Source organism: Haladaptatus sp. T7 (assembly GCF_026008575.1).
GTDB lineage: Archaea > Halobacteriota > Halobacteria > Halobacteriales > Haladaptataceae > Haladaptatus > Haladaptatus paucihalophilus.
Genome location: NZ_BROP01000006.1, coordinates 1 through 24,072, shown reverse-complemented (window position 1 = coordinate 24,072; position 24,072 = coordinate 1). Strand labels below are relative to the sequence as shown.

The 24,072-nt window shown below is 53.7% G+C and carries 17 protein-coding genes and 1 pseudogene; 10 read left to right on the top strand and 8 right to left on the bottom strand.

Translation table 11 applies throughout. The features are described 5' to 3' along the window. Positions 1-555 precede the first annotated feature (555 nt). Entirely contained in the window at positions 556-3,471 is a 2,916-nt protein-coding gene (locus tag OPC11_RS15935) for a glycoside hydrolase family 78 protein (RefSeq protein ID WP_264782551.1), read from the bottom strand. Positions 3,472-4,349: 878 nt separating this feature from the next. Continuing rightward, on the bottom strand, positions 4,350-5,111 hold the full coding sequence (locus OPC11_RS15930; RefSeq protein WP_264782550.1) for an IclR family transcriptional regulator: 762 nt from the start codon (positions 5,109-5,111) through the stop codon (positions 4,350-4,352). A 198-nt stretch (positions 5,112-5,309) separates the two neighbouring features. On the opposite strand from OPC11_RS15930, the gene OPC11_RS15925 reads away from it, so the two are divergent. The 5 genes from OPC11_RS15925 to OPC11_RS15905 all read left to right on the top strand — a co-directional run bounded on the left by OPC11_RS15925 (position 5,310) and on the right by OPC11_RS15905 (position 10,995). After that, positions 5,310-6,155, top strand: a complete 846-nt coding sequence (locus tag OPC11_RS15925; protein WP_264782549.1) for a fumarylacetoacetate hydrolase family protein — start codon at positions 5,310-5,312, stop codon at positions 6,153-6,155. A gap of 179 nt (positions 6,156-6,334) precedes the next feature. Then, positions 6,335-7,750, top strand: coding sequence for an extracellular solute-binding protein (locus OPC11_RS15920; RefSeq protein ID WP_264782548.1), 1,416 nt, complete (start codon positions 6,335-6,337; stop codon positions 7,748-7,750). Between the two features lie 66 nt (positions 7,751-7,816). Then, the gene (locus OPC11_RS15915) at positions 7,817-8,746 is read left to right on the top strand and encodes a sugar ABC transporter permease (protein WP_264782547.1); all 930 of its coding nucleotides are present in this window, start codon (positions 7,817-7,819) and stop codon (positions 8,744-8,746) included. After that, a complete protein-coding gene (locus OPC11_RS15910) occupies positions 8,743-9,708 on the top strand; it encodes a carbohydrate ABC transporter permease (protein ID WP_264782546.1) in 966 nt (321 codons plus the stop codon). Before OPC11_RS15915 ends, OPC11_RS15910 begins: the two co-directional genes overlap by 4 nt. A gap of 114 nt (positions 9,709-9,822) precedes the next feature. Next, positions 9,823-10,995 (top strand): ABC transporter ATP-binding protein, encoded by a 1,173-nt coding sequence (locus tag OPC11_RS15905; protein WP_264782545.1) that lies wholly within the window; start codon positions 9,823-9,825, stop codon positions 10,993-10,995. Positions 10,996-11,001: 6 nt separating this feature from the next. Here the strand turns inward: OPC11_RS15905 and OPC11_RS15900 are convergent, their stop codons facing one another. Then, a complete protein-coding gene (locus tag OPC11_RS15900) occupies positions 11,002-11,868 on the bottom strand; it encodes an amidohydrolase family protein (protein WP_264782544.1) in 867 nt (288 codons plus the stop codon). Positions 11,869-11,962: 94 nt separating this feature from the next. On the opposite strand from OPC11_RS15900, the gene OPC11_RS15895 reads away from it, so the two are divergent. Then, positions 11,963-12,268, top strand: a complete 306-nt coding sequence (locus OPC11_RS15895; RefSeq protein ID WP_264782543.1) for an L-rhamnose mutarotase — start codon at positions 11,963-11,965, stop codon at positions 12,266-12,268. A gap of 67 nt (positions 12,269-12,335) precedes the next feature. Here OPC11_RS15895 and OPC11_RS15890 read toward each other — a convergent pair whose 3' ends face one another. Beyond that, the gene (locus tag OPC11_RS15890; RefSeq protein WP_264782542.1) at positions 12,336-13,367 is read right to left on the bottom strand and encodes an alcohol dehydrogenase catalytic domain-containing protein; all 1,032 of its coding nucleotides are present in this window, start codon (positions 13,365-13,367) and stop codon (positions 12,336-12,338) included. 178 nt (positions 13,368-13,545) lie between these two features. On the opposite strand from OPC11_RS15890, the gene OPC11_RS15885 reads away from it, so the two are divergent. From OPC11_RS15885 to OPC11_RS15875, 3 genes and pseudogenes are all read left to right on the top strand, one after another. Beyond that, positions 13,546-14,772, top strand: coding sequence for an enolase C-terminal domain-like protein (locus tag OPC11_RS15885; RefSeq protein ID WP_264782731.1), 1,227 nt, complete (start codon positions 13,546-13,548; stop codon positions 14,770-14,772). Next, positions 14,765-15,793, top strand: a complete 1,029-nt coding sequence (locus tag OPC11_RS15880; RefSeq protein WP_264782541.1) for an LLM class flavin-dependent oxidoreductase — start codon at positions 14,765-14,767, stop codon at positions 15,791-15,793. Before OPC11_RS15885 ends, OPC11_RS15880 begins: the two co-directional genes overlap by 8 nt. A 198-nt stretch (positions 15,794-15,991) precedes the next feature. Further along, positions 15,992-16,631: pseudogene (locus OPC11_RS15875) on the top strand (DDE-type integrase/transposase/recombinase). Between the two features lie 368 nt (positions 16,632-16,999). On the opposite strand, the gene OPC11_RS15870 reads toward OPC11_RS15875, so the two are convergent. The 3 genes from OPC11_RS15870 to OPC11_RS15860 form a co-directional block, all read right to left on the bottom strand. Then, positions 17,000-18,589, bottom strand: a complete 1,590-nt coding sequence (locus OPC11_RS15870; protein WP_264782540.1) for an MFS transporter — start codon at positions 18,587-18,589, stop codon at positions 17,000-17,002. Positions 18,590-18,948: 359 nt separating this feature from the next. Next, the gene (locus OPC11_RS15865) at positions 18,949-19,266 is read right to left on the bottom strand and encodes a hypothetical protein (protein WP_264782539.1); all 318 of its coding nucleotides are present in this window, start codon (positions 19,264-19,266) and stop codon (positions 18,949-18,951) included. Positions 19,267-20,062: 796 nt separating this feature from the next. Further along, positions 20,063-21,568, bottom strand: a complete 1,506-nt coding sequence (locus OPC11_RS15860) for a hypothetical protein (protein WP_264782538.1) — start codon at positions 21,566-21,568, stop codon at positions 20,063-20,065. Between the two features lie 314 nt (positions 21,569-21,882). Here OPC11_RS15860 and OPC11_RS15855 point away from each other — a divergent pair, with 314 nt between their 5' ends. Beyond that, positions 21,883-22,320, top strand: a complete 438-nt coding sequence (locus OPC11_RS15855; RefSeq protein ID WP_264782537.1) for a TRAM domain-containing protein — start codon at positions 21,883-21,885, stop codon at positions 22,318-22,320. A gap of 220 nt (positions 22,321-22,540) precedes the next feature. On the opposite strand, the gene OPC11_RS15850 is transcribed toward OPC11_RS15855, so the two are convergent. Further along, a partial coding sequence (locus OPC11_RS15850) for a hypothetical protein (protein WP_264782536.1) occupies positions 22,541-24,072 on the bottom strand: 1,532 nt, incomplete at its 5' end.

The following is a 24,072-nucleotide window of genomic DNA, read 5'->3' as shown; positions in this document are numbered from 1 at the left end:
TTCGCCGGACAGAATCAATACTCCTTATACATACTAGAGGGAGTCCCGCTCTCTCTGCCGCGCAGGTTCTCGCGTCGGTGCAACGATCGACTGGCGTCGGATAGTCCGGTTCTCGGTTCCAACCGAGTGGCTTCGATAGCCACCGTACTGTTCTGCCCTCTTGTTTTCGTTGTTCTCGACGGTTGGTCACGTCTCCTTTCTCTTTTCTTTGAGCCATGGACCTCGATTCTGACCGGAAAAAGTCTCATAACGGTGGTTCACGCGATCCAAAGCCTCATCTTCACAACCAGCGAATTCAGTATAGCAACATAAGATATATGTAATTCTAAATTGATGACATAGTTCGATAGTAGGGTTCTATCCGGTGACCAATAGAAAGTAGAGACAACACATTCACTTCAGGTCGTAAGCGGAAGTGGAACTGTCCCGTGACCCCGGGATCTGTGTGCAGTTCGTAGTGCTAACGGTTCATACAGGACCGAAGACGCGAATCTGATCATTTTGGCAGAACTAGACAGTGCCAATCTCTCCATTGTTCAGAGAGAATGGTGACTGTTATTCTAGTATAAACTTGTAATCACCAGCGTTAAGATCGACATCTACGGTAGTACCATTGTATTCGACAGATTCGATGCCGTTCTCATCCGCACTCTCAACGCTCTCGTCCTTCCAGAGCACCAATTCACTTCCATCGACGTGGAGAGTTTCACCGTTACAAGTCGGGACCCTGACCGTCGCAGTCGTGTTCCAAGGGATGGTGACCGCAAGTTCAAATCTGTCTTCGGTCCGCTCCCACTTAGATTCGATCTGTCCCCGCACTGTGTCGACGCGTCCACTAGCCGACTCAAGGTCTCCGACTGGTTTCGGGGCGATCACGACGTGCTCGAAGCCAGGTTTGGCTGGTTGGCGAATACCAGCAAGATACTGGTAGAACCACTCATCGATAGTTCCGAGGAAGTGGTGGTCGCGGGACCGAGCGTCAAGCGGCCACGATTCGAGGAGTGCAGTCATTCCGTTCTCGACCCAGTGTCCCCAACTCGGGTAGGTCGTCTGAGTTGCGACTGAATAAGCCAAATCGTGATTTCCGTATTCGGTCAGAACGGGAAGGATGTGCTTCGTACCGAACAATCCAGTATAGAGGTGACTGTCGTGTTCTTCCACGATATCTTGGACAAGCGAGTCCACAACCGTGTTGATTTGGTCGCTGGGTACCATTCCGAACGCCAACGGGAGGATGTTTGACGTCTGAACGTACGTATCGACCTCCTCAGTTCCATAGTAGCCTGCCCGCGAATCGTAGAACCGCTCGTTGAACGCGTCTGCGACGGCTTGTTTCTTCTCCCCATAGGTGGCCGCCTCGTTTTTCTGCCCGAGAACGGTGGCCGTCTTCGATAAAATGTCGAGCTCACGGTAATAGTAACTAGTCGCGACGATGGGCACTTCATTTTCCCCAGGTGTGACCCAATCACCGAGGCCCATCTCGGGGATGTACCCGTCAAAGTAGCCCTCAAACCAGTCCATGTATCGCTTCATTGGTCGGTAGTGTTTCTGGAGAATGCGTTTGTCTCCGTTGAACTGGTACATCTGCCAGGGTATGATGAAGTACGATGCATCCCATCCGGGCGTTGGTCCCTTAACAGCACCCCATCCCGGAGCGTCCTCGTAGCTCCAGTCGCTTGTTGGGACGATTGTTGGGACTTCTCCTGATTCACGCTGAGCATCGCGTAGATCTCGGAGCCACTTCTGGTAGAAGCGGGCCATGTCGAAATTGTACATCGCCGTCACGGCTGTCGCTTGTGCATCACCGGTCCACCCGTTCTTCTCGTATACGGGCGTATCTGTTGGCACACCGTGGTGGTTGTTTAGAAGTGCGCGCCGTGTGTTTTCGTGAATCTGGTTGAGAAGGTCGTTCGAGCTCGAGAACTCGCTGTCGTTCCCCGTCTCTAGGTCGGTGTGAGCAACGACACCTTTGATGTCGTCTGCTGTGGGTGTCCCTGGGAAACCTTCCACTTGCACGTACCGGAAGCCCTTATAAGTGAAGCGGGATTCCCAAGTTTCTGTCCCGTCACCGCTCAGGATGTATGTATCCTCTTGGATGGGCTCTGGGTAGCCTGGCGACCAGCTATGGTGAACGGTTCCGTCGTCGCTACGCTTCTCACCCATCGTAATTCTGACTTCTGTTCCCGCAGAACCTTCGACCGTGAGACGGGTCCAGCCCGCGACCATCTCGCCCATGTCGAAAACGTACACTCCGTCTTTGGGGTTCGACCGACTAACGGGCGTCACTGTTTCGTGAGTTCGGACCGGTTGAACACGCTGGGGTTCAAGTTCACCGCTGGGTGCATCAACAACGGTAGCTGTCTCCCAGTCAGCATCATCGAAGGACGGGCCTGTCCATCCCGGCTGTTCCTTACGGGCGTCGTACTCTTCACCGTCAAAGAGCGAATCATATCGGGTTGGCCCGTCCGTCACTTGCCAGGTGTCGTTGCTCACGATCGACGTAGTCGAATCGTCCTCGTATGTGACGTTGAGCTGGACGAGCAACTGGGGGTCATCCCACCATGGGGTATCTTCCCAGAACCACGTATTCTCAAGTGGTTCGCCGAACCGACCACGGCCGAGGGCAACACCGATGGCATTTCGGCCCTCCTGGACCAGTTCCGTCACGTCGTACGAAGTGAACAGTACTGTTTCCTCGTAGTCGGTAATTGCTGGGTCGAGAACGTTGTCCCCGACACGCTCGCTGTTAATATATGGTTCGTTGAATCCAAGGCCACTGATGTGGAGCCGCGCCTCTGTGACTCCCTTGTCGAGGCAGAATTCTTTTCTGAGCAGCGGATCCGGGGGGACTTCGTTCGAATGGCCCTCCGGTGCCTCGATCGGGTCGATGTCGGCACTGATCCACTCACCTTCCCACTGGTCGTCTGCGTCAGGGATCGCCGTAGAGAACGTTGCCACATCACTCCATTCACTCACGTCGCCGTCTTCATCCCAGACACGGACTTTCCAATAGTAGGTCTGGTCGGGTGCAAGCACCGACCCGTCGTACAAGATGTTCGTCGATTCATCCGAGTTGACCTTGCACGAATTCCATGCATCGCCGTGGTTTTTCTTAAGGTTGTGTTGAGTCCGCGAGACGATTATCTGATAGGCAACTTGTCTACCTGACCCTGAATTGGGGGCACCCACCCACGAAAACCGGGGTCGTTCAGCAGTACTGCCGTTCGTAGGTTCGAGATTGTTAGGGTTACGCTCATACTCGACTCGGAGGTCGACCGGTGAGGGTAGCTCTGCATAGTGGTCTTTGTTTGGCTTTTCAGCGGCAGCCACCCCACTTCCGATGAATGGTGCACTCACAAGCGCGCCCGTGTACTGAAGGTACTCACGCCGGTTAAGTGGAATCTGGCTATCGCTTGCATTCTGTTGATTCTGTTCGTCTGACGAAATGTCTGATGAGATTGGCTGACTCATGGGTTCGTGAAGCGTGGTATTGTTTACTGCTTCATCACCATGTTATATCTCCGCATACAATAAACCTTGTATATGTATTAAATGTATAAAATAGACCAGTATTCTTCTATGGTGCCCTGTCTACTGCCAATGACCCACCGTGTGTCTGGACCCCAACTGCTCAAACTCGAACTTCCCTGACCCGACCTGAACGATCCGTCACCCTGTACGCAATCAACGGTCTGGCCATGTCAAGATCAACCGATATAAGGACTATTTGTTTAACTCTACGAAAAAGAACGTTCCCGCTCCCGCTCGAGGCTCCATTCGTTTTAAAGTAGTACTCGACCGCACTGCTCCCCGTTTTACTTCTTTTTGGGCGGGCGTTTTTCGCGTTGATCATTTTCACCCAGGCTGGCTGCGATTCGATATGACCGGACAGTAGTTTCCTCACCGCGTATTAATTTCCACATCCTAAGATGTGAATAATGGTTTGGCGGTAGATCGATCGGTTGTTAGTCTCTGACGTGCTTTTTCCTGTTCTCTTTCTATTACTATGATTACCGACGCTGCCAAAATGTATTACAATTGTAGTTCTGTAACGTCTAACGAGAGCCATTTCTTTCCGGCATCCATTAGATAGAATAATCCCGGTTAGGGTACTACCGGACGTACGCAATCGAACAGCGTCATCGACGTGGTGCTCTGTCTGCGGGATACTCAATGGACGTATTCGCGGGTTCACGACGTTCCTTTCAAAGACTAGTGCGGTGATACAGAAAGGGTTGTTTCCGGCGGATAGCAAAGTGACCACAGACCCAGCGGGAATTGTCGACCTCGAATTGTGGAAATACGGGGCCAATCGAACAATAGATAGAATCATTGGATATTACCGGATACTACGAGTACGTCATGTTTACTTCGATAACGTTCGCAGCACTCAGAACACGGCGGGGAACGTCGTTCTCGAAGCGTTCATCATGCATTCGGCTCATCGGACCGGAGACACTAACGGCAGCGATCACGTCATTCTGGTTCACCACTGGTGCGGCGATACATCTCATTCCCTCGACGCGCTCCTCGTCGTCCGTGGCGTACCCCCGCTCGCGAATGCCTTCTAATTCGTCGAACAGGGCGCCCCGATCGGTGATCGTCTTCTCGGTCACCGCCGGCAGGCCGTGTTCGTTGACGATGCGTCTAACTTCGTCCTCGGGCAAGTGCGCGAGAATTGTTTTGCCGAGCGCGGTCGTCTGGAGCGGAACTCGCATCCCTGGGTGCGTATCGAGATTCACCGCGTCGTCACCCTTCGCCTTGTAGAGGAAAATACCGAGGCCGTGTTCCTCGATCATGAGGTTAGCGTGCTCACCCGTCTCCTCGGCGAGACGATTAACGACGGGGCGAGCAACACGATATACTTTCATGCTTTCGCGTGCGTACCCGCCATATTCGAGGAAACGTGCGCCGAGCCGATACCCTTCAGGTTCCTTGACGACAAAATCCAATTCGATGAGCGTACTGAGGTAATCGTGTGCAGTGCTCTTTGGGACGCCGAGAAACTCTGCGACTTCCGTCAGACCGGGGTGGTCGAGCTCTTTTAATGAGTCAATGACATCGAAAGTAGTTGCCGTTGATTTCACCCGGACCCTGTTATGCTTGCACATACATGAACGATGAGCATGGGGTACGATAAATTTTGGGTAATACCGGACAAATGTTGAGCCTCGTAGCGATAACTTTGTGGAGCCGTTGGAGAACGTAGCTAGCAGTATCGTCAAAATTATCCGTCCGGTATAATCGTATGATGGGTCGGCTCCGGATGGGGGAAACCATTTTGACAGGGCCTTACGAACAGGTGCCCGATGCGATTCGTACGCTACGCAACGGACGGAAACCCAGTCTGGGGTGTTGCCATTGATAACAACGTTTACTCACTCGCTGACGCTCCGTTCGACGATTTGACCTACGAGAACCTCGCCACACCGGGATATCGAGAGAAAGTCCGTCAGATTCTCGGTACAAACATGCTTTCGGCCGAACCACGCAACGAAATCCAAGAACTCGCTCCGGTTCCAAATCCGGGGAAAATTGCGTGTGTTGGCCTAAACTACCACGACCACGCGGAAGAGCAGGACGAAGATATTCCTGAAAAACCGATGCTGTTCACGAAGTCCCCAACGTCGGTGACGAATCCAGACGGCGCGATCATTTATCCAGATGGTATTGACAAACTGGACTACGAAGTGGAACTCGCCATAGTCGTCGGACGGACCGCTAAAAACGTCGACGCGGCCGACGCCGCGGAGTACATTGCAGGATACACCATAGTAAACGATGTGAGCGCGCGGGATGCACAGTTCGAAGATGGACAGTTCTTCCGCGGGAAATCCTACGACACATTCTCGCCGATGGGGCCAGAACTGGTGACTGACGACGGTATTGACCCGAACAGCCTCGATGTTGAATTGCGCGTAAATGGGGTGGTGAAACAGACATCCAATACGGAGGAGTTCATTTTCAACGTGTATGAGGTCATTGCGTACCTCTCGAAGGTAATGACGTTGCGGCCTGGAGACGTCATTCCCACGGGTACGCCTGGCGGTGTTGGAATCTTCCGTGACCCACCGGAACTCTTAGAGCCCGGTGATGACGTTGAGGCGGTGGTCGAGGACATCGGTACACTCCGTAACACGGTTGTTACCGAATGAAGTGGTGAACTGTATCTAAAGACTGCGTGACTGCCCTGCCGATTTTATTTCAACAAGGAAGCAATTCATATATTTAAGTCACTGTGGGATCTTTCAATCACCCAAACTTTTATGTTATTCTCGTACTCGTCTTAAGACAGACCCATGGTGGAGGCTCAGCGCCATGAGGAACACATATCATGTCCAAGAATCACCAACGCAACGAACGTCTGAATCGGCGAACCTTTGTTAGTGGACTCGGGGCAGCTGCAGCGGCTAGCCTTGCTGGTTGTAGTAACAATGGTGGAGGAGATGGAAGTGGCAGTGGTGAACAAAACCTCGATTTCTGGCTTTTTGGCGGCATTCCAGCGGAGCGCGAGTACATCAGCAGTCACTACACTAACTACAGCAAGCACAAAGCTAAGTACCAACACAAATCGTGGGGTGACAAATATCAAATCATCGCCTCCGCTGCGTCGAATCAAAATCTGCCTGACGTCATGGCAGGACAGACCCAACAAATTCCCGATTACGCTAGCGCTGGAGCAATACAGCCAGTCGACCAGGAACCGTTCCAAGATCGACTCAAGAAGCTCAATAAGCCGTTTGTGGATGCAAACATCCAAGCCCAGCAGTACTCTGGTCTCGGTGACTACGATAATAAGCGACAATGGGGATTGCCTGGCGGATACGCAGACCTCGGTCCTTTCATTGACATTCGGGCTGACTACTTGAAGAAAACGAGCTTCGACAAACCGCCTCGCACGTGGCCCGAACTCATCCAGATGGGGAAAGAGATGAAAGAGATAGAGGGTGTCACGGCACCCATTACGGCCCCCGGGACCGACTTCGGACTGACAGCAGGATACTTCATCGGCTTCGTCTATGCGAACGGCGGACGATACTTCGATCCGAAGACGAAGAAGGCGACAATCAACAAGCCGGGATTCGTGGACGCTGTGAAACTCTATCAAAAAATCGCCGAAGCAGGTCTGTTCCCCAAGTCGATAGCAGAACTTGACCATATTGCCGCCGGACGCCTTCTTCGTGAAGGAAAATCAGGAATATTCATCACGTATTCGCACGCAAACGCCGTTTATCAGACGACCGGCGCACCTCAGCCTTGGCTCGACGGTAAGGGTCACACAGTCACTCGCGCTCCGCTCCCGAATAATCCGAGTGGTAATTTCGAGCCACAGGATCTGCTCCTACAGAATGCACAAGGATTCATGCTCGGAGGCGGAATCGATAATGACGCGCAGCGTACGGCCGCGTTCGACTTTGCTGAGTGGTGGAACCAACCCGATCAACTCAAACCATGGACGTACAAGAAAGATGTCGGTATCCGTGGTCGAATCCCCACCATCGAATCGGCCTTCGAGGAACCGGCCGACCTGATGAAAAGCCAGTTTGGGGATTTGCTCAAGCTTTACGACAAGAACAAGTTGTTCACGAGTTCATCTCGATTCCCCTCATTCCCGGGCTTGTCGTCCGTCCAAAGCGAGATCAACACGAAGGTTATTCAGCCAGTCGCGACGGGCAAATCCACTGCGGAAAAAGCATGTAACAACGCTAACCCGGCCGTTCAAAAGATTCTTGATGAGAATTTGTCCTGAAATTTAGACTAGAGAAATACTTTTCGTCTATTGCATTAAACGCCCCAATACTCCATCGATAGAACAATGAGTTACGCAGATCAAACACGGACGACATACGAGAAGGCTCTTGATCGAATTCCAGCGAGCCTCCGGGTATACCTATCAATCCTTCCGGTTATGGCTCTTGTAGGATTATTCATTCTCTATCCGATCGCGCAAGCGATTTACACGAGTTTCTTCGAGAAGGACCTCCTACAACCAGATCAAGCGGAGTTCGTTGGCATCGCAAACTACGCGGGGATATGGAACAGTTCGGCCATTCACCAAGTTCTCTGGAACACCTTCCTCTGGGTAACCATTGGTAGTCTGGCGGCTATCATCATCGGATTCGTCATGGGATGGCTGTTACACGCAAAACTACCCTACGTGAGCGTCGCCAGCGCCATCGTTCTCATTCCATGGGTGCTCCCACGAGTCGTGGGGGCGTCGATATGGCAGTTCATGTTCAGTGGGTCTCAGGGAGTTGTCAACGAGCTATTGGTTCAGCTTGGTATCACCGACCAGTATATCGTTATGTTAGGGTCGAACGATTTGTCTCTCTGGCCACCGATTATCGGGATTATCTGGCGACTCGCACCGTTATTTGCGCTCTTGACGCTTACCTCGTTCCAGGGAATTGATGAACATCTGTATGAGGCCGCACGGATGGATGGCGCAACCCCTTGGGAAGAGTTCCGATATATTACACTACCCATGATGCGGTACAATCTAGCGATCGGATTTCTCCTGATGTTAATATATAATATCAGGAATTTCTCGATGATCTGGGTGATGACGAAAGGAGGACCTGGAGTCTCTAGCACGACACTCCCAGTAATGATCTACCGTACTGCCTTTACCGACTTCAACGTTGGAGTCGCCTCCGCACTTTCAGTTCTACTATTCTCGGTTCTACTAGTGTTCTCCTACTACTATATTCGCGTTTACGACGAAATCCAGGGTGATGCCCAATGAGTACTGAATCCACTGATCCGACAGAAGAGTTCAACAAGAATCCCTCGTGGCTGTTCGACACGCGTGCGGGACAGTATCTGAGAAAAACGGTCGTGGGACTAACAACGGCACTCATCACCGTTTTCGTCCTGTTCCCACTGTACTGGATGGTTGTAACGGCATTCAAAACGACCGCTGAGATCCAACAGATCCCCCCGACGCTCTTCCCGGAGAATTGGTCGCTCCAAGGATTTCGGCTCGTCGTCGAGTCGTCGATCCAATCAGGAGGTTATACGGGGTTCTTCGAGGACACGTTTGGGATGCACATCTCGTCCGCGATCAACATCGATATCGTCGGACTCATCATAAACAGCCTGATGGTTTCGATCGGCGCAGCCCTGATAGCGGTCGTTTTCGGTACTATTGCATCCTATTCTATCTCTCGCCGGGAATTCATTGGGAAAAAAGCCATGATGAGCCTCTTGCTGGCTTCGTTGATGTTTCCGGGGCCCGCGATTATGGTCCCGATGTGGGAGCTCGTCAATACGCTCGGTATCTTCGACACACATCTCGCTCTGGTGCTCATCTACGGTGCGATGACCTCACCCTTCGTGGTCTGGCTGATGAAGGGTTTCTTCGACGAGTTCCCTGAAGCTATCCTCGACGCTACGAGAATGGATCAGTGCTCGTCGTACGAAACCTTCCGGTTCGTAATCGTACCGATGTCGCTGAACTCGCTCATCGCGTCGTTTATTTTCGCATTTCTGCTCGCGTGGAATGAGCTGGTTTTCGCACTCACGCTTCTGTCGAACACGAAATACACGGTTCCACCTGGTCTGCTCACCTTCGTCCAAGGATTCAACACACAATGGAACGTCGTCGCCGCAGCCTCGATCCTCGTCTCGCTACCTGTGTTGATCGGATTAGCCTACATTCAGCGATACTTCGTCCAGGGATTGACTGGTGGCGCAATCAAGGGCTGACATCGTACTTTTTTCGCCGCTTTCTCCAAGTTTCCGTGACTATTTGCACAATTATCCCGCGTAGCTACGCTAGCGACAGTAATTTTAATAGGGGGGAGAGAACATTGTTCTCTTATGACTCGGCTAGAAATTAGTGACGTAACCAAGCGATTCGACAGCCCCGGTGGAGAGGTTGTCGCCGTTAATGATCTCTCGCTCACAGTTGATGACGGTGAATTTCTCGTTCTCCTCGGTCCGAGCGGCTGCGGAAAGACAACTACCCTCCGTATGATCGGGGGACTCGAGGAACCCTCGGAGGGTGAAATCACATTCGATGATATCCGAGTTAACGATGTGAAAGCCAGGAACCGCGATGTCGCAATGGTGTTCCAAGATTTCGCACTCTACCCGCATATGACCATCGAGCAGAACCTCGGCTTCGGACTGGAGCGTGAAGACAACGACCTCTCGTCGGCCGAGATCACTGAAACGGTCCACGATGTCGCAGAAATGCTGGGAATCTCAGATTTACTCGATAAAAAGCCAGCATCCCTCTCGGGGGGGCAGAAGCAACGCGTTGCCCTTGGTCGTGCGATAGTTCGGGAACCACGGCTCTTTTTGTTCGACGAGCCGCTGGCGAACCTCGACGCACAACTCCGGAAGTCGATGCGAACCGAAATCGTCGAACTCCAGTCAGAGATGGGAATCACATCCGCGTACGTAACGCATAATCAAGAAGAAGCGATGACTATTGCGGACAAAATTGCCATTCTTCGAGATGGGGAATTGCAACAACTCGGGATGCCATCGGAGATCTTCAACGAACCAACCAACCTGTTCGTTGCCCAGTTCGTCGGCAGTCCCGATATGAATATCTTCGACGCCAAGATGACCGATGAGGGCGAGACCTATCGCGTTGAACTTGCCGACAGTTCGTTCACAATCCCTGCAGAGCTCCTTCCTGCCGACGTTGATACTAGCGAAGTTACGGTCGGGTTCCGTCCGCAGGATCTCTTTCTAAACGCGAGCAGCGCCCGAGTCCAAGGACACGGTGGCCCAGTCCTCGAAAGCAGCGTTCGCGTCATCGAACCGCTGGGAACGGAGGCAATCGTGCATGCCGAAGCGGCAGATGGTGATATAACTGCAACTATTACCCAATTCCACGAAATCGTTGAAGGCGAGGCGATAGAGTTCACAATCGCTCCAGAACACGTCTACATCTTCGAGCGGGAGACGGAACGACTCATCAAGGGCCGCCTCGGCTCAGAAACAAGCGAAACCGGAACCACCAGCGAAGTGGAAGTCTGAAGCGTATTAACTCAAGGCACGCTCAAAAGAGCGCCCACGAAGCCAGTTAATATCACCCGTACTGAGTTCGTCGACGTGCTCGAGCCACGTGACACACTCATCGTAGGTAGCGACATCGCTGACATTCGGAAAGTCAGCGCCCCAGATGACACGCTCACGTCCGAATTTGTCAAGTAACCACCGTACGTGGTCGTGCATGTCCGAGTACGGATATTCCTCGGCAGAGCGGTGCTGGACCTCCGACACTTTCGCGTAGACGTTGTCGTACTCAGAAAAGTCGGCGTACGCGGCGAACGCAGAGTCACCGGGCTTCTCACTCGGGTCGGCGTGCGAGAAGTGATCGAGGAGGTACGTAAGCTCCGGGTAGGCGTCTACGAGTTCGAGAACTTGATCGAGTTGGTCTACGTGTGCGAGTATCTGGACGGTGGCATCCGTCTCGCGGGCAGCCTGCCAAAATTCGGTTTCGTCGATGACGTCTCGAAGCCAGTCGACGGTCGGGTCGAACGTCTCCCACATCCGGTCGTACGGACAGATGGCACCGAGGCGGAAGCCGAGGACGCCGTCGTTAGCCATCGCGCTCCGGAGGTTGGCGACGGCGTCGTCCGCGAACTGATCGATCATCACGATGCCCGAGAGACGGTCGTACTCAGCGGTTGCCCTGATCGTGTACCAGTTGTCCGTCCACTCGCAGATCGGATAGCCGACGACCACTGCTTCGTCAACGCCCGCTTCGTCCATGTCCGCGAGCAGTTTGTCGGCGGTGTAGCCCGCGTCCGTCGAGAACGTATCGACGAGTTCGATGATATCGCCGTTTACCCACGGGTGGTCCTGACTGGGCAGTCCCCATGCGTGTGTGTGACTATCGATGACCATCGTCACAATAGTCTCTGTGATGTGACCTAAACTTTTCCTCAATTAGTGGCTGGACGTAAATGCTATGTACTCACCATGAATATGCTTGTCCGCAATGGAACGAATCGCGTTCCACCTCGAAATCAGTGACGGACAGCGCGCCGCCTACCACGAAGCACACGAGAATGTTCCAGACGCGCTCGAGGAGGCCTATCTCTCGTCTGGTGCAGACATCGTGCAGTACAGTTGCTTCGAGAAGGATGGACACGTGTTCGGTTACATGGAGGTCGAAAATCCGGAGATAATCAAGCGAGTAATGGAGACGAGCAAGGCACAATCCGACTGGAATGAAATAATGGATCCGATTCTGGAGGATGATAACAGCGGTATATGGATGGAGGAAGTGTACCGAATGAAATAATCAAATAACTTAGTAGAATACACCGAGTGAGACTTAACGAGCGACAAATCTTAGCTGGAACTCGTTGTCACTCCCCGAACGAGAACACCGGCTTGCAGGTCTCCGAATTGAGGAAAGCTTCGAATGCAGTCTCGGGATCGTCCGTCGAGAAAGAGGGGTCAACGATGGTCTCCGCGTCCACGGCGTCGTTTTCCATCAGCCGAAGCGCCTGTTCGAAGTTCCGCCAGGTGGATCCGTAGGAGGTGTTGATGTCGACTTCGCCGCGGACGGGTGGCGTCATGAATAGTTCACTGGGTTCTCCGGGAAGTCCCACGACGACGATTTGACCCCCCTTCCGCACCTGTTCGACGGCCATCTCGACGCCGGATTTGTGGCCAGTAGTGTCGAAGACGACATCGAATCCCACATCGTCAGTAACAGTGGCAGTTCGCTCGTCGAGGTCGTCCTCGTCAAGGTTCAGCGTAGCAATTCCGAGATCATTGACGAGTGGAAGACGATACGTTGCGTCGGGGCCGAGCCCCGAAACTGTGACGTTCGCTCCTAGTGAGTCGGCAACGCACGCCGTGAGAACACCGATAGGGCCCGGTCCTTCGACCAGGACGTTATGGCCGGGTTCGGTTATCGATTGTGTAAGGACGGCTCGCGCCGCGATGCTCGTCGGTTCCGTGATTGCAGCGTGTTCGAGTGGAACGTCGTCGGGAACTGCATGTAGGTGTTGTGGGGCGACGGTGACGTATTCAGTATACGCACCATCGCGATGCATCCCTGTGATTGAGAAGTTCTGACAGACGTTCGGTTGGCCGTTCTTACACTGGAAGCAGGTGCCACAGTCGTGAATTGGCTCCTCAACGACTTTATCGCCGACCTCGAACTCGTTTACGTCGTCACCGACTTCGGCGACTTCTCCCGAGTACTCGTGGCCCATTATTCGTGGGATCGGTATCCATTCGTACCCGCCTTCGTAACGGTAGGCGTGTGCGTCGCTTCCGCAGAGTCCCGCGGTGTGGACGCGAATAAGGACCTCATCGTTGTTCGGTTCCGGACGGTCTCGTTGCTGAAGTTCGACAGACTCGGCTCCAGCTTGAACGATAGCTTTCATTGTTGGTACTACGCTCTCCGGGAAGGCGAGCGTTTCTACACTGTTTTGCGGTAGTAAACTTATAGCTTGGGACGTTAAGAAATGGAACAGGAAATCAAGCAGCGACGTACAAACATTTATGATGGAGTTGCTAGCATATTTAGATGCGGACCACCGCATCGAGATCCACCACAAAACCATGCAAATCACCGACATTTCTGTTACCAAGGTCAGCACCGATTCCTGGGGCGAATTCGTGGAATTCCCGCTCGTCACAGTCATGAGCAAGTTCGACGAGTACAACAACGCCGACGGCGACAACCCACAAGCCCGTCGCAAATGGATGGGCCCCGTCGGGGACGTCGTCGTCGAGATTGAGACTGACGAGGGGATCACCGGCGTCGGACATGGGAATTGGGCAACGGGTGCTATCGAAACGATCATCGACGAGACGCTCTCGAAACTCATCGAGGGTGAGGATCCTCGTCAACGGGAGCGGCTCTGGGACATGATGTACCGCGCAACGATTCCGTTTGGTCGGAAGGGGGCAGCTATCGAGGCCATCAGTGCGGTCGACATCGCACTCTGGGACATCGCCGGCAAAGAGGTCGACAAACCAGTCTACGAACTGCTTGGCGGTCCGATCAACGACGAGATTCCAAGCTATGCGAGTAATCTCCATCCCGTTGATCACGAGAAACTCGCCCAGGAGGCCGTCGACTACGTCGAGGCGGGATTCAACGCGATGAAACTCCGCTTCCGATACGGCCCCGAGGCCGGACGGGCGGGCATGGAGGAAAACGAGAAAATCGTCGAAACTGTCCGCGACGCCGTAGGTGACGATATCGATATCGCGGGCGACGTATACATGGGATGGAACGTCCGGTACGCCAAGAAGATGATCAATCGACTTGACAAGTACGATATGGCCTGGGTCGAAGAACCGGTTATCCCGGACGATATCGACGGCTACGCGGAAATACGCGATGCCGTCGATACCCCGATCTCGGGTGGAGAACACGAGTTCACGCGCTTCGGACACAAGGAACTGCTCGAACGGGGTGCCGTCGATATTCTCCAACCCGACGTCCACCGTGTGGGGGGTATTACCGAGATGATGCGCATCGCGGACATCGCCGACACGTATAGCGTGCCGGTAATTCCCCACTCCGGAACGAATCCGACACTTCACTGTATTGCCGCCTCGGACAATATGCCGCTAGCGGAGTACTTCCCCATCCCGGAATGGTACAAGGAGCGCCAGCAGGAGGCCGAGGATCGCGAGTCGACGTACGCCGATGCCATCTACGCGAACCCGCCAAACGCTGAGAACGGTTCGATACCGCTCCCCGATGGCCCTGGTGTAAGCGCGGAGCTGAACCGCGACGCCCTTAATCACTTCGCTGTGGACCAGAACGATGCCTGACATCAGCTTCGAATACAATATTCCGGTGTTCGCTGGTGCGCCCGAAGAGGAGACCGACCCCATCCATCGTGACACACCCTGTTATGAGGAACTCGACTGGCAGACGACGAAAGCAGGCATTCGGAAAGCCGAGAATCTCGGGTTCGACGCTGTTTGGGCACCCGATCACTTGTTTCTCGGTCGGGACCACGCCGAATACGAATGCTGGACGCTACTCTCCACTATCGCCGGCTTTACCGAGAATGTGAACGTCGGATCGCTCGTCCTCTGTAATGATTACCGTAATCCCGCACTCGTAGCGAAGATGGCCTCGACGCTCGACGTGGTTTCGGACGGTCGCCTCGAACTGGGCCTCGGGGGCGGGTGGCATGAATCCGAGTACGACGCGTACGGCTGGGAGTACCGTGATGGCTTCGAGCGGCTGATGCGCCTCGACGAGTCCATCCGACTCATAAAACGCATGTGGGAAGCCGGTACCGACCCTGTCTCGTTCGATGGAGATCACTATGCTATCGAGGACGCATACTGCGAACCCGGTCCCGTTCAGGACCCGCATCCGCCGATTCTGGTCGGTGGGCAGGGAGAAGAGGTGACATTGAAACTCGTTGCAAAACATGCAGACATCTGGAATACGGACGTGTTCAACGGCGACGCAGAAACCCTCGACCGAAAAATCGGTGTTATCGAGGACCACTGTGAGACGGTCGGTCGTGATCCGGACGAGATTACGTATTCGTGGGATGGCCATATAATCTGTACCCGGGACGAGAAGAAGCTTGATCGGATACTCGATTTGATGTTGCCGATCCAGTTCGAGGAGGAATACACAGACCAACCGGATATCGAGACGGAGGACGACGCCCGGAACTACTTTGTCATGGGCACCCCTGAAGAGTGTGCGGCAGCTATCGAGGACCGCATCGATCGTGGTGTAACGAAGTTTCAGGGCTGGTTCGTCGACTTTCCCGATCATTCCGGATTGGAACTGTTCGCTGACGAAGTAATACCAGAGTTCAGCTGAGGGTCGTTAGCTTTCGTATCGACGACTTGGACGTGACTCTTGGCGTACGACCACCTTCTCTGCTTTGTGTTCACCTTGGCAGTCGTTTTCCACGGGTCTATTCGATTTTCCTACACTTTCAACCTATTATAGAACGGTCGATTCGGTACTGTCTAGTTAAGCCAGCTTAAGAAGGGATCAGTTCATGGATTTAGCGCTTTGCTCGACCAAGAACTGTTCAGCGAGACGTTAGAAACCGCGAATCTTGAATGGGGGGAACGTGGTCGGGTGTTCACTCAGGGAGACAAAAGCAATTCTTGTGCCCTTCAGGGTAAATCGCTCACGTCAAGCGATTTTCCAGTGGTACATCGACTGGTTAACAGCGTGTCCGACCCGTCAGCGGCGACATCGGCGACGCCGACGCGGGTCGCGGTGGACGAAACCGCTGTCAAAATCAACGGAGGATAGTCTTGTGTATACAATACAATAATCACCGAAACAAAACTGTTGTTCGATGTCACAGTGTTTGATCGGAATGGCACTGACCCGGCGCTTCGTTTCTGGATAAATTAGCCGACATATACGACTTTTCGAGGGCTGTGTTTCTCGCCGAGGACTACAGCTATCAATCGCTCTCTTTCGAATTTCGTTTCACGGTTGGCTTAAATACACAGACAAGAATATGATCGAAACGTGATTTCATACGCTCAAATATCTCATCAACCGCTTCCATACGTTGTGGATGGTCGGTCGGCCGATCGTCCGGAGCTGTATTGGACAGTTTGTGCATTACAATGACCATCAGAGACCGCATCAATCGCTCAACAACCGAACGCCTGTCGAAGAGGAGCTAAACTAGACAGTGCCGTTTCAGACACTACAGTCCGTGCTCCTCATTAATATCCTAATAAGGATCCGAGCGAGAGCCGCAGCGAGTTTTTCGGCGCTCGTAACGAGGTGCATTCTCGCTACGTGAGGGGAGAAATCACCGAACACGAGTTTGAAGCCCAACTGGAGAAATATCTGGAAGACGGAACGCAACGGCACGCAACACAACCGCTGCTCTCATTGAATCCCGTACGATGATAGTGTGACAGATGACTCGGTATCGTTTGTATCTCCAATAGTCCCACCGACCGATTTGTTACCGATGTTCTACTCTCGAATGGGCCCGTGAGGGGTTTTCCGTCACGCTATCGGATCACCAGAGAGATATTTGGCAACGAATCAGTCGTCGCCGGCAGTTCTGACATCTCGGTCACGTGCCGGCTCTTCTTCCAATTCGACCTGTTCATCAGGGCTCGTCTCTCGAAGTTGTTGTTTTGGAAGAAATGACGAGAGCAGCAACGTGGCGAGCAAGAATAACATGATGAGCAGGAGCGTCTCCTGTTGTGCGCTGATCATCGTCGTATCAAGGAGTCCGGCCAGTCCGGCCTGTACATCCGGTGGCAGACTTGCGACGAACGCTGCTTGTTCCTGTGGTGTAACGACCTTACTCGCGTCTTCGAGAAGGACCACCAGCGATTCGCGTTCGGATGGTGTCACCGGGACTTGTCCGGCACGAAGCACGCCATCGACAACACCGCCGTAGTAGAACGAGAAGAGCGCAGAGCCGATGACGGCCGTACCCAGCGCGTTTCCGAGCGAGTCGAAGGCGTTCGTCACGCCCGACGCTTCCGGGGTGTCGTCTGACTCAACTGTCGAGAGGGTAAGCTTCACGAGTTGCGCAATCATCAGCCCCATGCCGATTCCGATGACGCCCATCGGCACGATCATTGTCGTGATGGTCATCGTCAAACTCGTTACCGAATACAGCATGAGGAAGCCGAGTCCGATTATCACCAACCCGAGTTGAATGAGGTGTTTCGGGGCGAATCGGTCGCTTAGTCCCGAGGAACCCAGTGAGACAACGAATGTCGCCAGTGAAAATGGAAGGATAGCGAGTCCACTCTCGAAGGCGCTGAACTTCAACGCGGATTGCAGGAAAATCGGGACGACGAACAGAAAACCGGCGAGGAACACCGATCGAACGGTGTACGTCGAAATACCGGAGAGGGATTTGCCGTTACTGAAGATTCGGGGACGAAGCAGTGCCATCTCACCGCGGCGTTCTCGGCGATACTGCCAGTGGATGAACACGACAACAAGAGTAACGCCGAGCGCGACCAGCAGCGGCGTCGGCGACAGTCCGGCCGGGTTGAACTGGACGTCGGCAATGCTGAACGGCCGCCGGGCGGTCCACCATCCGTACTGGCCAGCCAACAGGAAGCCAGTTACTATCGTACCGAGGCTGAGAATCGACAACAGCGTCCCGATCCAGTCAAGCGTGGCTCCTTTTTCGGCAGTAACGAGTTCGTCGAGGTATGGCAGGAAAAGGAATGTGAGCAGCACGACGAGAACTTGGCCGCCAAATCCCCAGCGCCAACTCGCGAACGTGGTCAGCACGCCGCCGAGTACCGCGAACGCGAATGCCCGCTGTTTCCTCTCCTCGTAGTTTGCAACGATAAGTGTGAACGCGAGTGGTAACAGCAGCGCCGCTGCGATACCCTCTAGAATCGACCAGCCCAGCATGAGAATGCCGACGTTCCAGCTGATGGCCGCCAAGAGCGTCCCGACGCCGTAGATGACGAGTCCGACGGTAAACATGCGTTTGACGCCGCGTATCGTGCCGAGTTTCCCACCGGCGAGCATGAGGGAGGCCATCACGAGCGAGTAGATGGAGATAGCACCCTGTACGGCTGTGACGTTCGTCTTCAAATCGCGCACGATTGCCGAAATAGCCACGTTCATCATGGTCGAATCGACGACGATGAACATGGCTAACGAAACAGCAATCAGTGGTGCCCACTGCTGTAGTTAGGACTGGTTGGTGTCTGTAGTTGCTGTGGAATTCTCTGGTGCCATAGTCCCCACCCGAGAAGCTAGAACGCGGAGAACCGATATAGTCGTACCTTAATTAATATATCTGAGATGTTTTTCAGTAAGTCGGTATGTATACTCATCTCGTGGTTGGATAACCGTGATTCGGGATGGGACGAGTCCCTATTCGTGATGGCGATTGTCTCGCCAGAGCTGGTGGTTTCGTCAATCGGCGCGAGCGAGATCGTTATCTCGCCGGTCGCGAGATCATATTTTGTCACACCTGCCGAGAGACATCATCGAATAGACATTTACACTCAATGGGTCCCGTCGTCGGTTTCGATTTCGACAGCGGCCATGTGCTTGCAGAAGGCGTTACGGTGGACGTGATGCGGGTACGTACAGGCCATCAGTTCGTGCGTCACGTCGTCGATGAAGATAACGTGCGGATGGTTTGCGGGGTTCTCGTGGCTCTCGTCGGTGACGTCAACGAGCCCGGGGACATCGGCGTCGAAGGCACATTGTTCGGCCTGTGCGCGTTTCTGTGCCGTCTCGGCAGCGAAACGAGTAGGGAGAGAGTTCGTTCCCCCTGCTTTTTGGAGTGTAAAGGGGAGACAAGTGCCGGGTAATGGCACACCTAGTGCGGTGAGTAATCAACCAATCGGAGCATCCGAAATCACACCCAGAAAATTTCATCGCAATTGTAGAGCAGTATCTCATGTTCCTCTGGACAAAGATTACATGGAATAGGAAAGATACAAACGATCTAAACGATGACCCTCTTCGTGATTCTTCAAAATTCGCTATAGAGCGGATGAGAGTCCCGATTTGTACGAGTTAGGAGGGAACCATTTATCCCACGTGACTAATCCTTCGAAAATAACAGCTCGATTGAAAATCGAAACAGTCGACGGAAGTTATCAAGAGCGGTGGCAACCCTCAACGTGCAATGCGACGAATACAACGCCTGGGTTGTCTACTTGTGGGCGTGGTACTCCTCACATCCGTAGCGATGGGTGCCACAGCCTCCAGTGGCGATTCAGCAACACACGTGAACGAACACGCGAGGGGAGAGCATCAGATTCAAATTAGTGATGGAACGATTCAGATCCAAGATACACACCTGTCGGGGGCGGGACTCCCGACCACTTCGATTGAACACCGAGCGTTTACGATCGATTCGTCGACAATCCACATCGATGGAGTAACGCTCACCATCGACGGTCATACGCAAACAGTTGGTCAAACATCCATTACGATGGATAATGTCGGTATCGTTCTCAAGGATGTGTCGACGAGTTCGTCCTAATAATGTGAGACATTAGCTTTTAATTGCCATCACTCATTTTTAGTTACAATTCCAAGTTGATACACCAGACCGATATTGTCTACACACAACGGCAATACTTGAGCGGAAAAGCGCGGGAGAGTTTATGCGATTATGGTCGGACTAGCTGCACAAATCCAGTTCGATCCGTCCCAGACCGCATAGTATGGGTTTCCGTTGGTGTTGGTTCCATTGTCCAGACCGAAATCACCAGGCGTGTTTCCGGTCTCATTCGCGAGGTTGACACCGCCGGTCGCCGCACCAATCACGCCGAACGAGCGAGTACGCGTGCCATTATCCTCGGAGCTCGTGATCGTCTCGACATCCTCTAAGTCGTCGTAGTTAGATGGTTCGTACACGTCATTGTCGACACCCTCCCAGATAGAGACCATACAGTTCATGTCGGACCCACTTCTGACGATGTTGTCGCGGAAGGTGCAGCATTTCCCGCCGTTGATAATCATCGAGTACGTGTTGTTCGACATGTCCGAGTTGATGTAACAGTCCGCGATGTTCACCTGTGCAGATGAGACCGCTCTTTCGCCACCATCGTCCACGAGAATGTCCGATTGCGACTCCGGGGGCTCCGCAGACAGGCTATGTGGATTCAGCTCTGCATCGTCAATCGTATCCTGGCTACAGTTGGCTTCGATGTAGGCATCACGAATTGTCAGACCGTGGGCTGAAGTCGCGCGGACACCCCACTTGCCGTTGTTCTGAATCGCACCACCAACCCATGCGCAGGCGAAGGCTTTGTCCACGTTCAGACCGTGGCGACCATTCAGCTGTGCGGTACAACCATACCACTTGATATCGTGGGCAGTCTGGGAGACAGACCAACCGTCATAACCGTTTTTCTCCGAAGTACAACCGAAGAAAGCGTGGCTATTGATGGCGTTCGAGCCATCGTAGCTGATTCGGAAGCCATTGTTGTATGCACCTGTGATGTTCACGTTTTTCCAGACACTGAAGCGCGTTGATCGGATGTACGCACCAACCTTCCCACCTTCGATTTGGAGGTTCTCGAACCACGCGCCGGGTGGACGATGACTAATGTAAGCTGCTTCGTTCGGGTCATCTATCTTCCCGTCACCATTGCGGTCTTCAGTGAAGTCGACGTTGAGGATGAAATCCGAATCGTTTGATGCATCCCCTAATTTCGTCACACCGTCGCCAACGAGTCCGGCGCGCGTGGTCCAGTGAATCGGATATGACTCGTTCGTCCGGTCGTAGGTTTCAGTCACGAGAACGACACCGCCACCCTTCGCCGGGAGGGCGTCGTGGGCTTCTTGAATCGTGTCGTAGCCCCCTTCACCGACAACGAACACCCCATCATTGAGTTGTGGCGTGAACAGATTCTGTGTGTAGACGTTGGATACTGGATTGTTCGCCGTCCCGACGTCTTCGCTTGTGGCCGCTGTTGCGGTACCGGCAGAGCCAAGCAGCCCCATCGCACTGGCCCCCGCGACACCGAGTGTCGCGAGTGTACCTCGCCGTGAAAGAGAAGGCCCAGATTCTTCTCGTTCATCTTCGATCGAGGTGAGCTCATCTCGGATGAGTTCACGGAGGCGATCTTCATCAGTCGTTTCTAGCAGTTGGTCTTCATCCATGTGGAATACTAATCATATAATTACTGCCTTTAGAAATTAAATCTATTATAATATATCTGCTAAATAATAGTGGTGAACGAAGTCGAGAACGGTAGTGGTGAACGACACCGTGATCAGTAACCAATCATAATCGATTTGCAGAACACCGATCAAACTGGATATCCCGGTCCCGGGATTTGAGAGAGGATAAAGAAGAGCTAATTGGACGATACCGAATGTAGTCAAAACCGAGGTGGCTTATCGACCCGTATTGTCGTCTCTAGCGGTAGACACAAACACAGATTCTTATATTCTCGGGATAATGAGACGGACAGATGGAGATACCCGACGAACTACGCTGTGTTTTCAGCGGCAAAATTGAAGCAGAGGATGGGTCATACACGCTTACTGTGCCGACCCGTGAAGTTGTGGATGGGGACATCCAACCAGACGCCGCATACCGCGTGGGTATTCTGAAACATCCGTCATCAGCGGATAGTACAGAACCAGAGACAGCACCCTCGACACACCAAGAACAGAATCACGATCGACAGTCGGGCCATTCGGCGGCCCCAGTCGAAGAGGGCGACCACCGAACAGTCGATATCGATGGCGTCGGCGAGAAAGGCGATGGCATCGCCCGCATCGATAATGGCTACGTGATCATCGTACCCGACACAGAGAAACGCGACCGAGTCACCGTCGAAATCACCAACGTCACTCCTAACGTCGCCTTCGCCGAGGTCGTCGAGCATAAAGCCTACTACGAGTAATTCACCCGAATTCGTTCTTCAAATCCGTACGGAATCGAACGTGAGAGATGGAATTCAACGGAGGGGATGGAGGCGTTCCTCTGCGACCATGGGTTCGACATCGAACGGTTAAGCGAACGTTCGAACGAGTAATATATCCGTGGTTTCCGCTCACGAAGTGAACGGCTGAAACAGCAGAGAAGGACAGAGAGTTTGAAGCGTCAGACCAGGATTACAGGGATCAACAGCGGTCGTCCTGGTCGTCCCCAGTGTCACCACCGGAATCGCCACCGGAATCACCGCCGGAGTCACCGCCGGAATCGCCACCCGAATCGCCACCGGAGTCACCACCGGAATCACCGCTAGAGTCACCACCGGAATCACCACTGGAATCACCACTGGAATCACCACCGGTATCGCCACCGGAGTCACCACTAGAATCACCACCGGAGTCACCACTAGAATCACCACCGGAATCTCCGCCGGAATCACCGCTAGAGTCACCGCCGGAGTCACCACTGGAATCTCCGCCGGAGTTGCCGTCGTCCTCGTCGCCGCCGTCGTACTCCCAGCTGTTGTTGCTGCCTTCGTACCCGTCCGGACTGCTGTCGTCGATGCCGTTCTCTATGTGGGAGTCCGTGACGGTGACTCCTTCGGCGTCACTCGTGATGCGAAGTGCCTCGTTCCCGCTGCGTGCGAGTGCGGAGACGCTTTCTATCATCGTTCCGCTACCGGCCTCCACAAGCGCGTTTTCTTCGGAGACGTAATCGCCTTCGTAGATCACGACGTTGTTCCCTGTGTTCGTCAGCGCCCGTCGGCCCGCTTCACCGCCGTGGTGGACTTTCAGATTGCGGAACTCGCTATCGTCACGGTTGTTCTGGATGGCACTCCGGGTACCCTTGGTCGCTGCGTTCCCGGTGACGGTGACGTTTTCGAGGGAAACCGGCTGGTCACCCTCCTTGATTTTGATAGCCTCCGAACCCCCCGCCTCGTGATCGACGGTCGTTCGCTTGATACTCGTTCGACCCGAAGATTCCTGAATGAAAATTGCATTCGTTGTGCCATCGGTTCGAGCCGTGATAGTGGAGTCGACAACCGTTACGTCGTCCGCATCGCTCGTGACCCAAATTGCGGGACTATTATCGATGTTCGTCCGTATGTCGACGTTCCGTGCGACGATGTTGGCGCCTCCCTCCACGCGGAGACCACGCTGGGCGATACCGCTGTCGCTCTCTTTGTCAATGATGATAGTGGCGTTCTCGATGTAACTGTCCTTGCCACCGATACGGACGTTCGAACTCAGACTGTTCTGGAAGTGACCACCTTCGACCTGGATAGCACCGGACCCGTTGGCGGCGTACAACCCGTTGTCCGGGAAGCTTCCGAGTACACAGTCGCGAAACGTCATCTTTCCCTTGTTCGCTTCGTTGCAGAGGATACCGGTCGGTCCACGCCACAGGGAATCGCTCGGTGTGTTCCCTTCCCACGCGCCGCCGTCAGGTGCCTCGAACCGTTCGACGAGACCGCTACCGTCCGAGTTGTGCACGACGGCTCGGAGCGGGCCCCACGTTCCACTGTCGTGTTTGCCCTCGATCTCGATATCGCGGATGGTCAACCCGTCGGTTACCTCGGCCTCGATGACACGGATACCGGTGTCGTCCGCCGTTTGGTCGACGGTGAACCCCTCGATTCGCAGGTCTGTTCCGGGATCGTAGTCGACGCCCATTCGGAAGAGTCGGTAGTTTCCGTCGCCGTCGTCGTCGAAGTCGTGGT